The sequence below is a fragment of the Terrisporobacter hibernicus genome (assembly GCF_020809405.1).
Classification (GTDB): domain Bacteria; phylum Bacillota; class Clostridia; order Peptostreptococcales; family Peptostreptococcaceae; genus Terrisporobacter; species Terrisporobacter petrolearius.
Map to the genome: position 1 here is coordinate 261,225 of NZ_CP081135.1, position 17,722 is coordinate 278,946.

A 17,722-nucleotide genomic window follows, 5' to 3' on the forward strand; every position below is an offset into this window, starting at 1 on the left:
GTTAAGACCACTATCGACCCAAATTCGAGTAGTGGTTTTTTACTTTTTTGTGTATGTATCAATCACTGCGCAGATAGCCGTTGCAACTATTCCAGCAAGTACATTCAATAAAAAAGCCTCCATATTACCACCTCCTTTCATGAAGGTAAATAATATGAGAACCACCACTCTATAGATTTATAATTCCTAATTTAAAGTATAATCCCATTCAATTCTTTTTTCATCTAAATATTTAAAATATATTACTTTAATTATTAATATACTTTGTAACCATATTTTTCAACTTATACTCCTCTACTCTACTTTTCATACCTGACTAACAGCACTTTATATCAGTTTCAGTAATTATTTTCCAGCAAAAATCTTTTCATTTTGTGTTATTATGTGCATATAGAATTTAATTTGGAGGTCTATAAAATGAAACATGATTACAATAATAATCATGTGCTTCAAAATACTATATTGATAATAATTGTATTTACATTATTATTGGGATATTTAAGTCAATACGATTTAAAATTATTATTAGTAGATATTTTTAATGGCAGAATTTCTATGCTATTTAAATAGACTAACTAAGAAGCACATCCAATTCCCATATTATTTATTAATAGGGATGATATAGATGTGTAAAATTAATAAAATAGATTTTGTGAGTACTTTGTAAAAAGTGCTTTTTTTATTTACCTTAAATCTTGTATTTAAGCCATTTTTTGAAAATCCATATTGTAATTTTATTTAATTTTTTTATTTTGATTAATATTATTAATTATTGCATCTTATTAGCTTTTTATTTTTCGCTATTTATTATAACTATATTTTACACATAGTAAAATCACTGTAATAATTTTAAGTTTTATTTCTAAAAACTATTTAGTAAAATATGCAGCAAGTTGTGATTTATAAAATAACTATTTTTTTACTTCTTATTATAATATTAATGCTTCCATGCACAATCTTCACAATATCCGCCACCACCATCTCTATATAAACTAAATTTTTTACCACAATCCGGACATGTATTATACTCATAAATATGATTTTCTTTCGTATAATCCATTTCTTCATCTTGTGAATCAATCATTTGCCCATCTAAATCAATAATATCATTTATATATATATATATATCGCCAACTTCTAAAATATCTTCTAACATTTCTGGCTTTAAAGCTAATGCTTTATTTATGTCTATATAAAAAAATAGTTGAATATTTAATTCATTTTTTGCATTAAATGCAATTTGTTCAGAATATTCCCTAGAAATATATTCTGTAGCATCTCCTGATGTTATTACATCTATGTTTCCATTTAAAATATAACTAATTTTTTCTTCATCACTATCCTCACCCAAGCTTATATCAGTTACATTTAATATTTCTATTTGTATATTTTTTATTTCATCTATAGACCCACACAAAGTAAATTCACCTAACAAGCTTTCCTCTATTGATCTTAATAGTTCTTCTTCATGATTCTGTTTTATATAACATTCTACTAATCCAGCTAAATTTTTTCGTATATTCTTAGTAGCCCATTGCTTAAGATTTATTATAGAATTTATGTCTTTTATTGATGTTCCATTTATACCTAAACTCCTAGCAAAAGAGTTTAAAAAATCTTTGAAATGCATCATTCGGAATTCAGCATATTTGTTTGTTACACTTTTAAACTCTTCAACTAATACATCTTGTGGTTTGTTTTTAGATCTTCCAATCCACCAGTCACCTTTTTTTTCATTTTGAATAAATACTAATTTGCAGTTAGTACCTTCTACCTTCTTTAATATTTCTTTCCAAATTACTAAATCATTATATTTTTCTACACCCAATCCATTATTTTTATCTTTATCAGTAAATCCTGGAGCAATATTATATTTATATCTTTTTTCTCCTTCTTCATAAATGTCTATTAGTTCTAATTGCGTAAAACCTATATCACTTTTTATATTTTTAACAAACTGATCTATTATATCATTATCTTCCCTTATACAACTATTATTTTTAATATGTACTTCATCAATTTTTCTTAATTGTTCTTTTGCATTATTTTTTACATAGTCTAAGTCTTTTTCAAAATTTATTTTAAAATCTTTAAATTTATCAGTTTTATACTTCCCATTAACGTTTAAAAATTTTGTAACCTGATCCTTTAAATGGCTTATATCCATATTAATCTTTCCTTTTAATTCATTAACTAATTGTAATTGTGACTTCCTATTCTCTTCATTATGTCTTAGAAATTCAGTATAAACTTGTTTAGGTATCCAGAATAATCTATTATATTTATTAAATTTATTAATTATATGTTCCAAAGCCATTTCTGGATAGCTATAGAGCTCTAACAAAGCATTTGTATCAAAAACTATCAATATTTCTTCGTTATTAATATCATTTTCATTTTTATATGTCATAATTATCTCCCCAAATAAATTAATTACTTCTATTTACTTTTATTAATTATATCCATTTTTTTACTATTTTTCTACTTCAATATGATATTTGAATATAAGATAACATGATATAATTATCTTGAAAGGTGGTTTTATAATGAAAACGTGTATATATTTAAGAAAATCTCGTGCTGATATTGAAGCAGAAAAAGAAGGGGAATACGAAACTCTTCATAGACATAAGACTACTCTTTTAAAAGTTGCTAAAGAGAGGAAATTAAATATAGTTGATATAAAAGAGGAACTTGTTTCTGGGGAGTACGTTGAACATAGACCTCGTATGATGGAACTTTTGGAGGAAGTAAAAAACAAAAAATATGATGCTGTTCTTGTTATGGATCTTGATAGACTTGGTCGTGGTAACATGCAAGACCAGGGATTAATTTTAGATACATTTAAACACTCTAAAACTAAAATTATCACTCCTCGTAAAATTTATAATCTAGATGATGAGTTTGATGAAGAATATTCGGAGTTCGAAGCATTTATGGCTAGGAAGGAATTAAAGCTTATTAATAGACGTTTGCAACGTGGTAGAGCTAAAAGCATCGAGGAAGGCAAATATATTAGTCCTGATGCTCCTTATGGATATGAGTTTAAGTATGATGAAAGAGGTAAAAAATATCTTGCTATAAATGAAGAACAAGCTGCAGCAGTTAGATTAGTATTTAGTATGTACTTAGAAAATAAAGGTGCTACTAAAATTGCAAACAAATTAAATGCTCTAGGTTATGAAACAAATAATCATATTGAATTTAAAGCAAAGGCTGTAAGAGACATATTAAGCAATATAACTTACTGTGGCTATGTCAAATGGAAAACTATAGATAGAAAGAATCATAGTAGACTTCGTCCAGATGGTGAACAAATTATAGCAAAAGGACATCATGAGCCTATTATTGATGAATTTACATTTAATAAAGTTCAAGAAATAAGAAAAGGTAAGTATATTAGTCCAAGTAAAAATAAAGTTTCTAATCCTTTAGCTGGTATAGTAATTTGTAAAAAATGTGGTCATAACATAATACAAAAAATTTCTAGAGGTAAAACATATCTTTGGTGTAGACATTGTGATAATAAATCTAGCTCTCTAGATTATGTAGAAGATGCAATTATAGACTCCTTGCAAGGCTGGTTAGAAAATTACAAAATAAAAATAGATTTAAAAGATGATACAGAAGAAATAGATCAAATAAAATTTGAATTAAAAAAATTACAAAGAGAATTAAAAGAAGCAGAAAAACAAAAAGGTAAATTATATGATTTTCTAGAACGTGGAATTTATGATGATAAAACTTTCTTAGAAAGATCTACTGTTTTAGGCTCCAGAATAGATGATTTGAAAAATCAAATATCAGAATGTAATTTATCTATAATTTCTTACAAAGATAATTTACAGGCTAAAAAACAAATAATCCCATCTCTAGAAAAGGTTTTATATAACTACTCTCGTTCTAATGATGCCAAAGAACAGAATTTACTTTTGAAATCTGTTTTGGATAAGGTTTTATATGAAAAAGCCAAAGATGCAAGCAAGGATGAATTCATTTTAGAGGTGCATCCAAAATTACCAAAATAGCACTTAAACATAAGTTATAGACTTGCTTGGAAGTAATTTTTAGCTACAGTAGTACACCTAACTGGCTACCAGGAACTCCAGTTTTACTTCCAACGCCTAAAACTTTTGATGAGTTGCTAGAAAGAGTTAATAGCTGTAACGAAAAATATAAATGCTTAGATTGGTATATTTGTTTTATTGAAGATGAGTGCAATAGATGTAAAAAAAGAATAAAATCTTCAAAAAAAGCAATCGAAAAAAATTCAACATTCATGAGACCTCCAATAGATGTGCAATTAAAACCCGACACATTAAATCCTAAGTGTCCTGATTTAGCACCTATAGTTGGAGAATATGTTCTTGGAAACCCTAAAAATATAGATCCTACTTTTTTAGATTTTATAATTTATGCATTTGTTGAAATTAGCCCTAGCGGCGAACTAGTTGTCCCAGCTCCAACTTATTTAAAATCTTTAGTAAAACTAAGAGATACAAATCCAGATCTTCAAGTAATAGCTGCCATTGGGGGATGGGCAGCAGAAGGCTTTTCTGATGCCGCTTTAACACCAGCATCTAGATATGCTTTTGCAAGAAATGCAAAAAAACTTATTAATGATTATAAATTAGATGGAATAGATATTGATTGGGAGTATCCTGGAAGTAGTGCTTCTGGAATTAAATCAAGACCTGAAGATAAAGAAAACTTTACACTTTTATTAACTGCTTTAAGGGATGTTCTAGGGCCTGAAACTTGGTTAAGTGTTGCTGGAACAGGGGATCGTGGATATATAACAAGAAGTGCAGAAATAGATAAAATAGCACCATTAATTACTCATTTCAATCTAATGAGTTATGATTTTACTGCAGGAGAAACTGGTGAGAATGCAAAAAAACATCAAGCCAACTTATTTCCTTCTGACTTATCAATACCTGGATATAGTGTAGATAATATGGTAAACAACTTAATTGATGCAGGTATGCCATCTGAAAAAATTCTACTTGGCCTACCATTTTACGGAAGATTTGGCGCTACAATAACTAGATCTTTTGATGAACTTAGAAAATCTTATATAAATAGAAATGGATATATGTACAAATTTGATAAGGATGCAAAGGTTCCTTATTTAGTAAAAGATGACCAATTTGCCATGTCCTTTGATAACGAAGTATCAATTTTTATAAAAGCACAATATGCACGTCAAAATTGTTTAGGTGGAATATTTGCTTGGCAGTCAACATTCGATCAAGCTAACATACTTGCAAGATCTATGTATGAATCAATAAATAATCCTACTGTATTTGAAAAAGAACTGTTGGATACTTTTGGTCAAGTACCATCTTTATAAAAACTAGCAAAAGCTATGAACTAGATTATTCTAGTTCATAGCTTTTTAAATTAATAATATGTAAACCAAGGCAGGTATTGTTACTACACTACATAAAGTAGTGATAAAAATAGTTTTAGATGCAAGGCTTATATTCCCTTCATACTCATTACAAAACATAATAGTTATAGTTGCTACAGGCATTGCTGAAACAATTATTATTATTCCAAGTATTAATTCATTTGTAACAAAAGGTTTTAATATTAAGAAAAAAATTATAGGCATTATTATTTGTTTTATGAAAGTATAGGGATATAATCTTTTTTCTAAAAACACTTCTTTAATTGGTATTTCTCCTAAAGATGACCCTATTAACATCATTGCAAGAGGCGTAGTAATTCCCCCTATCATGGATGTTGTCTCTTTTATTACTAAAGGTACTTCTATATTTGTTATATATATTATAATAGCAATTATTGATACTATAATCCCTGGATTAATTAAAGTTTTAATATCAAAAGATAATTTGTTACTTTCAGATATTAAATAAATGCCATAACTATAACAAAAAACATTGAACACTAGGTTGATGATTGCTGCAAAAAACACAGCTTCACTACCAAATATTGATTCAATCACTGGAAATCCTACAAAACCAACATTTGAAAATATGGTCATAAATTGATATAAATTTTCATCTTCTTTTGGTACTTTTAAAATTTTTGCCAAAACTATGCCTAAAAAAGGCAATATTGCATATAAAATTATAGCTAGCACAGCAATATCTAAGACTAACTTTGGATCCCCTGCTTTATCCCTATTTACTACTGATGATAAAATCAGTGCTGGTGCAGTAATATTTAAAAGCAGTGAGGATATTTTTTTATTCACATTTACATCTAAAATATTCTTTTTATTAGTAATATAACCTATTATCATCACTATAAATAAGACTAGCATTTGATTAACAATTACTCCAATATCCATTACCTTCCCCCAATATAATAAAAATTTATTGTCTATAAATTATAAAAACAAAATAAGCAATATATAGTAAACTAATAATCATACCCTCTACTTTATTTATCTTTCTATTTGAGATAGCAAGAACATATACTATTATTGTAGATACTATCATTACAAACATATCTGTAAAGGCTTCAGCTTGCACAGGAACATTACTAATACAAGAGGATACTCCAAGAACAAACAATATATTAAATATATTGGATCCTACAGCATTTCCAATAGCAATATCGCTTTCACCCTTTTTCGCTGCAACTATACTTGTTGCTAGCTCAGGTAGAGAAGTTCCAATGGCAACTATAGTAAGTCCTACTAGGTTTTCACTCATCCCCAAAGACATAGCTATATCTGATGCACTATTTACTACAAAATTACCTCCTATTATAATACCTAAAAGACCACCTATACTCAACAAAATACTTTTTGAAAGTGGCATTACTTTATAATTTTCTTCACTTGTTTCATCATTGCTATTTATAGCCATATCAATTAAATAGTAAATGAATATAATAAATAAGGCTATAAATATTAACCCATCTGCTCTGGTTAAAATATTTTCGTTATATCCTTGAAACCATACATCATAAGCTAAGATTGCCAGAACTATAGATGACAATAGTAAAAATGGAAACTCTTTAAGATTCGTTGATTTTTGTACATATATTGGTTTTATCATTGCCGTTACCCCAACAACAAACAATATATTAAAAATGTTAGAGCCAACAACATTTGCTATAGCCATTTCATTTTGTCCTCTCATGGCAGCTGTTATACTTACAGCAGCCTCTGGTGCACTAGTTCCAAATGCCACTATTGTAAGACCTATTATAAGGCTTGGTATATTAAATTTTTTTGCAATGGAAGATGATCCCTCTACAAAAAAATCTGCTCCTTTAATTAATAATAAAAATCCAATTAATAAAATTATGTATGTCATTTTTGTCCTCCTAAAAGTCTTTTTTATTAGTTTGTATTAATACTTTTATGTTATGCAGAGTATATTTTTCAAACAAAAATAGATAATATTTGTATAAATACTTAGGAGATGTGAAATGAAGAAAAAATTTATAATTATATTTTTATTATTTATTGTTTTACTATGTTTTGGTTGTGAAATGAACAACTTGAATAATAGTAAAAATCAAACAAAATTAACTACTTCAGATATAAAACAATTGGTTGGTGTTACATATGATGATGTGGAAAAAATCTATGGTTCACCAGAAAAATCTACTTATTATCTAAATATAAAAGACTTATCTTTTCTTCATCATAACTATATTAGTCTTAGAGATTTTAATCATTATGCCATTATAAAAGCTTATTATGATATTAATAATGATGACTCTTATGTGATACTTTGGTACAAAGATAATAAAGTTATAAAATCTTCATTTAATGATTCAGACACAGTTAATGAAGATTATTTTGAGGCAAATATAAACAATATGGATCTAAAAATAGATTATAACAAGAATTATTCAACTTTAAATGAAAATTTTATTACTGAAAAATACAGAAATTATATTGGCAATAATATTAAAGAGTTTAATACAACATATAACTTAACCTGTCCACAAATAGCAGTTAATTTGTTAAATGAAAATAAGATACTTTATTTTTATAATATTAAAAGCAATGGACATTTAAATAAACATTCATTATTTATAATCTGTCATAATAACGTAATAGATGAGATTAGCATTATCCATTCATCTAATATATGTGAAACTATTATTGATTATATAAAATAAAATTTAAGTAGCAAAAAAGTACATGAGTAATTCATGTACTTTTTATAGGTTCCATTATTTATCAATATTATCTTTATTGATTAAATACTTTAAATCAAAATACTTTAGCAAGTAGTTTTTTTCATCTTTTATTTTAATCTTTGCATTTATTGATCTGTTATTTATTTCTTCATTAAAATATTCTTCAATTTTCATTTTACTATCCATATCTTTAATTAATTCACTATTACTAATATCCCCGATTAAATCTCTTATTACTTCTTTTCTGCATAGAGTTAAATGATGATTTACAATAATCGGTAAATTAAAATAGTTGGTATTTATTATATCACAATGATGTAAATCCTTTTTTAGTCTATATAAATTTTCTTTTCTTCCCATATCAAATATTATAAAGCATCCATAGTCATATTTGCTTCTAAGTATTCTTCCCATAGCTTGTTTCAATTTAATTATCATTTGGGGTTGGTTTACATCATAATAAGTTTTATTAAATTTATTCATTATTGTTGAATAAAGAGGATCTTTAGGATTTAAGTTGGGAATTTTGTCTAAGGTCACACAAGTTAGTCCATCCCCTGGTACATCCACCCCTTCAAAACAACCTTTTGATCCTAAAATAACACATTTTTTATTAAAATCTTTTAGTAATTTTATATGCTTTTTGTTCATGTATATTTCTATATCTTTTTCATGGAGAAATTCTTTCAAAATCTCATAAGTTTTTTCTTGCCTATCCTTCGAATTAAACAAAGATAACATGTGACCATTGGTGTAGGGTGATAAGTTGCTTATTACCCTACTCATATCTTCTATAAATTCTTTGTTTTTGTAAGAAGATATATCATCTAAAGTAATAATTTTTATTCTTCTTTTATAATCAAATAAGGGTTCAATTACTTTCTCTTTATGAATAAATCTATCTATTCCTAAAGTATTGACAAAGTGCTTCATATTGTTATTTACTGTTAAGGTTGCTGATAAAAATATGCCACAGTTTAAAGAAGACAATATTTTTTCTTCAAATAAATCAGCTATATTTAAAGGAACAACTTGAAATAAAAAGTTGTCGAAGTCCTTGTGTAGGGTAACAATTCTTGCATACAAATCAGCTTCATTATACTCTAGGAACACTTCTATTGTATTTTTTAAAGCTTCCAAGTCTTTTACCTTACTTTCACCTTGTTTGTACGTATCATTTTCTTTGTCCAAATTATCATCATCCATCTGTCTATCCAAAATATATAAAATAGATTTTAAATTGGAGAGAATTCTGTCTAGAGATGTTTTTATACAATCTCCGTATTTGCTATATGTAACATCTACTAGTCTTTTGTCTTTGTATAAAGATCCAGCTTTTTCTTCACTTTGAAGATTTATCTCCCAACTTAAATTATAGTTTGAAAAACTTGAGTAGTTATTCATTTTCCCGTAATCTAAAATATACTCAGCTTCTTCAATTATAAGATTGATTTCTCTGCTTATTTTGGACTTATTGTTTGCTTCCATTTTTATATAATTATAAAATCTATCAAAAGGTTTAAGGGACCTTTTTTTTCTACTAATATAAGCAAAAGGACTGTTATGTACTAATTCAAAAGGATAAATTTCTTGTAAAAAATACTTCAAACTTCTGTATTCTACTTCTGAAGCAAAAAATTCATAACCTTTTTCCACTAAGTTATGTGCCTCATCTACAATTAAATTTTCTATAGGCTTTTCATCTTTGTAAGGCCATCTAGCAAGAAGAGAGTGATTAACTACAGTTATATCTTCTTCTTTTAGTTCTTCTACTCTTTTTTTGTAAAGACATTCTTTGTAACATTTCTTTGGTTTACAAAGATTAGGGTCACAAGAAACTTGTCTTAAATGAGTAATTATATCTGGAAAATGATTTACAATCCAATAATTTATCTCTTCAATATCTCCATAAATTCCTTCTTTCACAAGTCTTTCTAATATGATTAAAGATAATATTTCATTAGCACTACATTTATTGTTATCGTATTCATTAATATATTTTTCTAATTTTTCAACACAAATATAATTACTTTTTCCCTTAATATATCCAAAGGATATTTTCCCCTCCAAGCCAAGAGATTGTATTACATTTGGAATATCTTTTTTTATAAGTTGTGTTTGAAGTTCCTTTGTATCTGTGGAAATAATTATCCTTTTATGATTTAGGTAACTCTCCATTATACTTGGTAGTAAATACCCCACGCTTTTTCCTATACCTGTTGGAGCTTCAATACAAGCAATATTCTCTCCTCTAGTGTTCATAGTTTCTCGTATGATTTTGCTTAGTTCAAATTGACCTGGCCTAAATTCATAATTAAAGCCTTTTTTACTTTGCCAAATTTCACTTTTCTTTAATAAATACTCATAGCAAAATCTATTATCTATAAGAGTATTTTTCATATCCTTTTTATTTTCAACAATAATTTCATCATCTTCATAAATCACATCTAAGGCTTCTAAATTGTGATTTCCTTCATCAATAATAGGACTCCAAACCCATTTGTCTAATCCAAATCTATTTAAAGTAGAATTTATTTTAAAAGTTAAATTTTCCAAAGTCCCACTTTTACTTTCTTCATTTTTCAGTCTTAAAAGCAAGGCATTTACTACTTTTATTGTATCTATAACATCATCTAAAGCTCTATGTTTCTCACAAGATAAATCTTTTGTTAAAGTATTTTTCAAATACTCTAAGCTGTACTCTTTATGATAAGGCTCTAATATTGCAGCCAGTTCCATAGAGTCTAAAATCTCATTTTTTATTTCAGGAATATAATGTTCTAAAAATTTTTTTTCAAATTCACCATTATGGCAAATTATTTTTTTATTACCTAAAAATTCCTTTAACTTATTTTTTATATCATATAAATTTGGCGCTTTACTTAATTCCTCTTTTTTTAAGTTAGTGCAAAGAGAAAAAATTTCAATAGGAACTTCTTTTTTATTTTTAATTAAAGTATGAAAAGAAGTTGCTTTATTATTTTCTATTTTAATAGCTCCAATTTCTAATATTTCAGCCTTAAAAGGATTTAGTCCACTAGTTTCTAAATCAAGAAAAACCACATCTTGTACTATACTTTTAATTTTATTTATATTCATGACTCATCCTTTCATAGTTTATTAAAGAATTTTTTACTTAACCTTATTATATTACCACGAAAGTAATTTAGTTTAATCATAAATTTATTATATTCCTTTTGGCAATAATATGTATAGCTAAATTTCAATAAGACAGAAATGGAGGTTTAGATTTGAAAAAAAACAGCATAAATAAATTAATAATTATCGGTGCATTTTTATTAGTTTTTGCATTTGTCATTGCTAATAACAATGTAATATTCACCAAAATAAAAACTCAAATTTATTCCAAAGATATTAGTACCCAGGAATATAACTGGTATTTCAACCCACGAGAAGATGGTAAACAACCTTTACCAATAAAAGAAGCCGATTTTTTTAGAAACTACAATACTTATTATGTTGGAAAACCAGAGGAAAAAGTAATATATTTAACTTTTGACTCTGGTTATGAAAATGGATTTACTAACCATATGTTAGATGTATTGAAAAAACACAACGCTCCAGGTAATTTCTTTGTAGTGGAAAGTTATATCAAAAACAATCCAGACATAATAAAAAGAATGGAAAAAGAAGGTCATTTAGTATGTAACCACTCAGTAAGTCATGTTTCCATGGCATCAATTCATGACGAAGAAAAGTTCAAAAAAGAAATTTTAGATGTGGCCAAAACATATAAAGACGTAACAGGAAAAGAAATGCCTAAGTATTTTAGACCACCAATGGGAAAATTTAGCGAAGAATCATTAAAAATGACTAGTGATTTAGGTTACGCCTCAATCTTTTGGAGTTTTGCTTATGTTGATTGGTATAACAACCAACAACCTACCCATGAATTTGCCAAAAATAAAATATATTCTAGAACTCATCCTGGTGCCATAGTTTTACTTCACTCAAATTCAAAAACAAATAGTGAGATCTTAGATGAAGTAATCACACACTGGGAAGAAGAGGGATATACTTTGAAATCTTTAGATTACTTAAATAACAAAAGGTAAATGTTTAAAAAGCTGTAAGATTTTTACTTACAGCTTTTTCTATGCATCCACAAAAACTTCTTTACCATTATAATCCCCTATCCAGTAGGGTTTATATATACTTCTAACTTCTAAAAGCCTAATATTTTTTATTATATGTTTATCTATTGAATTTTTTTTAATCTTACTATCAAAATAATTTAAAATTTCATTTTTTACTTTTTCGACTATATAATCTTCTTTAATATTAGATTTTTTTATACAACTTCTAGCAATATACCTTTTAACCGTTTGTGGCACACTCTCAACTGACTTGGAATGCCCATTGTAGGTATTTACCATCATAGTTATGTTATCGTTTATATCCTCATTTCTAAAGTTATTCTTATTTTTTCTTCTACTAATAATTTCATATTTTAATATTTTATATTCCACATATTCTAAATGTATATTGTCTACTTTTCTATTAAATTGGTCAATTTTGCTTATTAGGGGCGTCTTTCTAAATATATGTTTCATTGCATCTTTCTTTCTTACTTTTATCTCAATAGAATCTGCTAACATATTTATCCTCCTTTAATAAGAAGATGATTTAATAAAAATTAAGAATCCTTCTATATTATATTAATTAATCTTGTCCTCTTATGTTTGTACAAATTAAATAAATGCCAATATACTTAATTTTCCTTTATTGCATAAAAATTAGTTCTTTGTTAAAACTAAATTCGTCATATAAATATATTTGGGAGGAAAATATGAAAAAAATAACTACTATTACTTTAATATTTTTTATTTTTTTTTCATTCTATATAGAAACAGATGGAAATATTTATATTGAAAGTAATGCTAATGATAATAGATCCATAACTATTGATAGTCTGGTTCCTAAAAGAGGAGAGCAAAATATAATCTCTAATCCAGAAATTATAATTAACTACAATAGTAAATTTGTTTTAGATAATTATAAACTCTATATAAACTATAAAGAAGTAACTAATAAAACCATACTTACATCTAAATATATTTACTATAAATGCGACACAAAGCTAAAAAGAGGTGTACAGGTTGTAAAAATTGAAATTCCCACTAAGGATAATAAAGTAGAAGAGATAGAATGGTATTTCACCGTTGGAACGCCTTTTTATAATAATTATAAGGGGATTTTTTTTAACAATACTAAGGAACTAAATATGCTTACTTCATATGATGATTTGAATAATCTATGCAAAAACACAAATCATTTAGATTATGTTTTTATTACTGAAAAAATAAATAACAAAGAAAATAATAAATCTGATATTCATGTAGATAGTAAAAAGTACAAAAAATTAATTGATTCATGCAATAAATTTACTAATAATAATAATTTTATTTCCATACCCGGCTTCGAATTAAGCACCAAACTAAAAGACGAAAAAAATAAAACTGAAATTAATATATTTAACTGTGAATATCCCTTTTTATTTAAAGACAATATAAGTCTTCCGTTGCTTTATAAAAAATTATTTTACTATGAAGGTGATTTAATCTGTCAATTTAAAGCAAATAACAATTTAAGCAATATAGATTACTTTAAATATTCACCTTATGGTGACCAGGTTATAACCTTACTTGAACTAAATAAAAAAACAGATCCTAAAAAAAACAGGGATGTATTAAACATAGATGCATATAAGGAAGCCTTAAATAACGGCTGGCACGTAAGCCCTATAACATGCCAGTATAACGACTACCCCAATTGGAATATTTCAAAAGATCTTAGAACTACTATACTGTGTGAAGATTTAAGTAAAAGTAAGATCTTAGATGCAATAAAAAACAGAAGAATATATGTAAGTGAAGATAATAATTTAGATATATTTTTTTCATTGAATAAAATGCCTATGGGGAGTATAGTAAAATCTCCTTCTTACATTAGGCTTATTGTAAGTGCAATTAATAATGACGACTATGATAAAATAAAAAAAATAGAAGTGTTTAGCAATAACAACGAAATAGTCTATACAAAAGAATTTAATTCAAATTATGCAAAAGTTGATTTTACTTTAAAATTACCAAAGGAAAATACTTATTATTTTGCATTAATAACTGAGGAAAGCAATAAAAAATCTATAACCTCTCCAGTTTGGGTTGAACCATAACACAAAAAGATGATGTTTTTCTTGTAACATCATCTTTAACATTTGATAGGTATTTGAATTTCAGTGATAAACTCATCTTTATTTTCTGTTTCATGTATGTCTATTTTGTATATCTCCATTGGATTACCTGTAATTATTAATTTATTTTCTTCAATAAAGTCAAACATATTCTTTATGTGTACTTTGTTGTTTACATAGTCTCCGCTATAAGTCAATGTTACATAGTAGCCTTCTTCAAATACTATATTGTAGTCTTTGGCATTATCTTTTAGTAAACAAAATACAGATTCAAAATCTGTAGTTATCCCATTTCTAAGTGAGTCTACCTTAAACACTGATCCTACATTGTTATTTCCTAAAATACCAAATTTATTATTATGATCTTTTTGAAGCTTTTGTATTAATAAGTCAAAATCTGCATCTCTTTTAATTTGACCATTTAATATGAGACCTTTTCGTCTTTTTAAGTAAGATAATTCCACACTATTTAAGCTAGAATTATTTGCAGTATTTTCTATAGATTCCATTCTCTTTCTCATATTTTCTTTTTGTTTTAATAATTTTAGAATTTGATCATCTAGTAATGTTATACCGTTTTGAAGTAATTTATTAGTAGAATTCAAATCTCTATTTTCTAAATACTCTTTAATCATTTTGAAAGAGAAACCTAAATTTTTTAATTCTTTTATTAAATTAAGTCTCCATATATCAGAAACACTGTAAAGCCTATATCCATTGTCGTCCCTAGTAGGTTTTATTATTCCAATCTTTTCATAATACATAAGTGAATCTCTACTCATGTCGTACATTTCAGATATTTCTCCAATTTTATAATAATCTTTCATTTTTGCTCCTTTTTAATATATACTGAAATATATTATTTCACAAAGAAAAATATTTTTCAATAAATTTAAAAATATTTACTGATTTTTATTGACCTTGGTATTATACCAAGGATTATGATATAAGCATAAGGAGTGATACAATGACAAAAAATTTATTTAAACAATTTCTAAGGTACTTGGGTCCTTCTGTTGTTGCCATGTGGGTTTTCTCACTATACACAATAGTTGATGGAATATTTGTTAGTAAAGGGGTTGGAGAGTTGGCCCTAGCTTCAGTAAATATTTCTATGCCTTTTATTAATTTAGTATTTGCCATATCTGTGTTATTTTCTACGGGTGCTTCTACAGTTATAGCAATGTATCTTGGAAAAAAAGATTTAGAAAATGCTAATAAAGCTTTTTCACTTAATTTAGTTACTATTACAGTTCTTGCAATTATAATAACAGTTACATCTATTTTGGGTCTTGATTATTTAGCTAAAATTTTAGGTGCAACTCCAGATACTATAGGTTATGTTAAGGATTACTTATTTGTAATATCTTTATTTAACATATTCTTTATTGTTTCTTATTCTTTAGAAGTTATCGTAAAAGCTGACGGATTTCCATTCTTAGCAACTATTGGGGTGGTAATTTCAGCTATAACTAATATAGTTTTAGATTATATTTTTGTTATAGAACTTGGATATGGTGTAAAAGGTGCTGCCTTTGCCACAGGCATAGCTCAAGTACTTTCAACTGTATTTTTCTTAAGTCATTTTATAAGAAAAAAATCCAATTTAAGATTTACTAAATTCAAATTTAGTTGCCATACTATTAAAAGAATAGTTTGCTTAGGTTTCCCTGATTGTACTTCAGAATTAAGTGTGGGAATAGTTACAATATTATTTAACCAAACCTTACTAAGATTAATAGGTCAAGATGCATTAATATCTTATAGTGTAATTTGCTATGTTAATACTCTTATATTAATGACTATGATTGGAATAACTCAAGGTGCTCAGCCTTTAATAAGTTACTACTTTGGTGCAGGTGAAATAGACAAAGTAAATCATTTATTTAAAATGGGCCTTAAAACAGTTTTGATAACTTCTGTTGCCGTATTCGCCTCATCTATTTTATTTGCAGGTAATATTACAAGTTTGTTTATTAATCCTGAGGAAACTCAGTTATTTAATTCAACAGTTTCTGTGTTTAAGTTATATTCAATTTCTTTCTTATTTGTAGGATTTAACTTAATTATTTCTGGATTCTTTGTAGCCATAGAACAACCTTTGTATTCTTCTATAATTTCTCTTGGAAGAAGTTTAGTGTTAGTAACAATAAGTTTATTCTTATTAACTACAATATTTGGTAGTAATGCCATATGGATTACAACTGGAGTGTCTGAATTTGTATGTTTAGTTATTGCACTATCTTTATTATTCAACTTTTTTAGAAAGAAAAAGTTAAATTCTGAAAATGAACCATCGTCTAAAATTATGAAAGATTCCATAATTTTATAAATCTATACTCCAATATAGATAAAGGCATGTTATTAAATATAATAACATGCCTTTTTTATTTAGTCATCAATATCAATCGCATCAACTGGACAACTATCACAAGCCTCTTTTGCATTTCCAAGTACATCTTCTGGTATATCAGTATTTATTGCATGAGCTATTCCATCATCAGTCATATGAAAAACCTCAGGGCATACTTCTGGGCATGTTCCACATCCTATACATAAATCATCATCAACATAAGCTTTCATAGCTATACCTCCATATTTTTCTATAATATGCTTTTATAATTCCCAATTATGTTTAATATATTACATTTTTTACAATTATTTCTTAACACTGGCCTTAATAAATCCTATGATTATTGGATTTGCTCTACTAAGTCTACTTTTAGATTCACAGTAACTTTAGTATTCATAAGTTTTCAAAATATTTTTAGCAACTTCAACCTTTGTAATTCTTAAATCCATTGCTTGCTTTTCAATATATTTATGTGATTGCTCTTCACTCATTTTTAAATACTGAATCAAAGTTAATTTAGCTCTTTCTATTAATTTTATATCATTTACTTTTTTCTTTAACTTTTCATTTTCCTTAATAATAGAATTAAATCGCCTTCTATGAATAATATAAGAATTAATCATATTAATAAGTATAAGTTTATTCAATGGTTTTTCCATTATATAAATTCCTTTACTCTCAATATTATTTCTATTCTCTTTAGGTGAATTATTTTTTACTATTAGTATTATAGAGCTATTAGTATTTTCATTTACAAATACTGATAAGTTTTCTTCAATATCATCACTTAAAGGTGAATTAATTATTATTAAGTCAAAGTTCATTTTTTTTATTATTTCTCTACCACGAAAACTATTTTCCACAGCTAAAACGTTATAATTGCCACTTTCCTTTGCAATATTAACTAATAGTTCTTTACTTTTATTAGAACTAGATACAATTAGAATATTTTCCATAAGAATCACCCTTTAAATTAAAAATAACCTATTAAAATTTTATTTGATACACTGTGGCAAAATGCA

Annotated in this window: 15 protein-coding genes; 7 read left to right on the forward strand and 8 right to left on the reverse strand. The window is 26.6% G+C overall.

Annotation, left to right across the window (positions count from 1 at the left end; all coding sequences use genetic code 11):
* The first annotated feature begins 417 nt into the window (after positions 1 to 417).
* Complete coding sequence (locus tag JW646_RS01305) at positions 418 to 570, forward strand: hypothetical protein (RefSeq protein ID WP_228108309.1); 153 nt, start codon at positions 418 to 420, stop codon at positions 568 to 570.
* A gap of 367 nt (positions 571 to 937) precedes the next feature.
* Here the strand turns inward: JW646_RS01305 and JW646_RS01310 are convergent, their stop codons facing one another.
* Positions 938 to 2,410: a PIN-like domain-containing protein gene (locus JW646_RS01310; RefSeq protein ID WP_228416292.1), complete on the reverse strand. Its 1,473-nt coding sequence runs from the start codon at positions 2,408 to 2,410 to the stop codon at positions 938 to 940.
* Positions 2,411 to 2,546: 136 nt separating this feature from the next.
* On the opposite strand from JW646_RS01310, the gene JW646_RS01315 reads away from it, so the two are divergent.
* Together JW646_RS01315 and JW646_RS01320 are read left to right on the forward strand one after the other, a co-directional pair.
* The gene (locus JW646_RS01315; RefSeq protein ID WP_228416293.1) at positions 2,547 to 4,028 is read left to right on the forward strand and encodes a recombinase family protein; all 1,482 of its coding nucleotides are present in this window, start codon (positions 2,547 to 2,549) and stop codon (positions 4,026 to 4,028) included.
* A gap of 26 nt (positions 4,029 to 4,054) precedes the next feature.
* Positions 4,055 to 5,353, forward strand: coding sequence for a glycosyl hydrolase family 18 protein (locus tag JW646_RS01320; RefSeq protein ID WP_228416294.1), 1,299 nt, complete (start codon positions 4,055 to 4,057; stop codon positions 5,351 to 5,353).
* 45 nt (positions 5,354 to 5,398) lie between these two features.
* Here the strand turns inward: JW646_RS01320 and JW646_RS01325 are convergent, their stop codons facing one another.
* Entirely contained in the window at positions 5,399 to 6,319 is a 921-nt protein-coding gene (locus JW646_RS01325) for an AEC family transporter (RefSeq protein ID WP_148557531.1), read from the reverse strand.
* Between the two features lie 25 nt (positions 6,320 to 6,344).
* A complete protein-coding gene (locus tag JW646_RS01330) occupies positions 6,345 to 7,295 on the reverse strand; it encodes a calcium/sodium antiporter (RefSeq protein WP_228416295.1) in 951 nt (316 codons plus the stop codon).
* A 115-nt stretch (positions 7,296 to 7,410) separates the two neighbouring features.
* Between JW646_RS01330 and JW646_RS01335 the strand changes: the two genes are divergently transcribed.
* The gene (locus tag JW646_RS01335; protein ID WP_228416296.1) at positions 7,411 to 8,112 is read left to right on the forward strand and encodes a hypothetical protein; all 702 of its coding nucleotides are present in this window, start codon (positions 7,411 to 7,413) and stop codon (positions 8,110 to 8,112) included.
* Between the two features lie 54 nt (positions 8,113 to 8,166).
* Here the strand turns inward: JW646_RS01335 and JW646_RS01340 are convergent, their stop codons facing one another.
* Positions 8,167 to 11,232, reverse strand: a complete 3,066-nt coding sequence (locus JW646_RS01340; RefSeq protein ID WP_228416297.1) for a helicase C-terminal domain-containing protein — start codon at positions 11,230 to 11,232, stop codon at positions 8,167 to 8,169.
* Positions 11,233 to 11,384: 152 nt separating this feature from the next.
* On the opposite strand from JW646_RS01340, the gene pdaA reads away from it, so the two are divergent.
* Entirely contained in the window at positions 11,385 to 12,209 is an 825-nt protein-coding gene (gene pdaA, locus JW646_RS01345) for a delta-lactam-biosynthetic de-N-acetylase (RefSeq protein ID WP_083399314.1), read from the forward strand.
* A gap of 39 nt (positions 12,210 to 12,248) precedes the next feature.
* On the opposite strand, the gene JW646_RS01350 is transcribed toward pdaA, so the two are convergent.
* Entirely contained in the window at positions 12,249 to 12,752 is a 504-nt protein-coding gene (locus JW646_RS01350; RefSeq protein ID WP_228416298.1) for a hypothetical protein, read from the reverse strand.
* Positions 12,753 to 12,943: 191 nt separating this feature from the next.
* Between JW646_RS01350 and JW646_RS01355 the strand changes: the two genes are divergently transcribed.
* Positions 12,944 to 14,329 carry a CehA/McbA family metallohydrolase domain-containing protein gene (locus JW646_RS01355; RefSeq protein WP_228416299.1) on the forward strand — a complete coding sequence of 462 codons (1,386 nt, stop codon included), beginning with the start codon at positions 12,944 to 12,946 and terminating at the stop codon, positions 14,327 to 14,329.
* Positions 14,330 to 14,364: 35 nt separating this feature from the next.
* Here the strand turns inward: JW646_RS01355 and JW646_RS01360 are convergent, their stop codons facing one another.
* Positions 14,365 to 15,174, reverse strand: coding sequence for a MerR family transcriptional regulator (locus tag JW646_RS01360; protein ID WP_148557524.1), 810 nt, complete (start codon positions 15,172 to 15,174; stop codon positions 14,365 to 14,367).
* 140 nt (positions 15,175 to 15,314) lie between these two features.
* Here JW646_RS01360 and JW646_RS01365 point away from each other — a divergent pair, with 140 nt between their 5' ends.
* Positions 15,315 to 16,679: an MATE family efflux transporter gene (locus tag JW646_RS01365; protein ID WP_228416300.1), complete on the forward strand. Its 1,365-nt coding sequence runs from the start codon at positions 15,315 to 15,317 to the stop codon at positions 16,677 to 16,679.
* Positions 16,680 to 16,738: 59 nt separating this feature from the next.
* On the opposite strand, the gene JW646_RS01370 is transcribed toward JW646_RS01365, so the two are convergent.
* Both JW646_RS01370 and JW646_RS01375 read right to left on the reverse strand, forming a co-directional pair.
* Positions 16,739 to 16,930, reverse strand: coding sequence for a ferredoxin (locus JW646_RS01370; RefSeq protein WP_074917722.1), 192 nt, complete (start codon positions 16,928 to 16,930; stop codon positions 16,739 to 16,741).
* Positions 16,931 to 17,086: 156 nt separating this feature from the next.
* Complete coding sequence (locus JW646_RS01375; protein ID WP_074917724.1) at positions 17,087 to 17,656, reverse strand: ANTAR domain-containing response regulator; 570 nt, start codon at positions 17,654 to 17,656, stop codon at positions 17,087 to 17,089.
* Positions 17,657 to 17,722 lie beyond the last annotated feature (66 nt).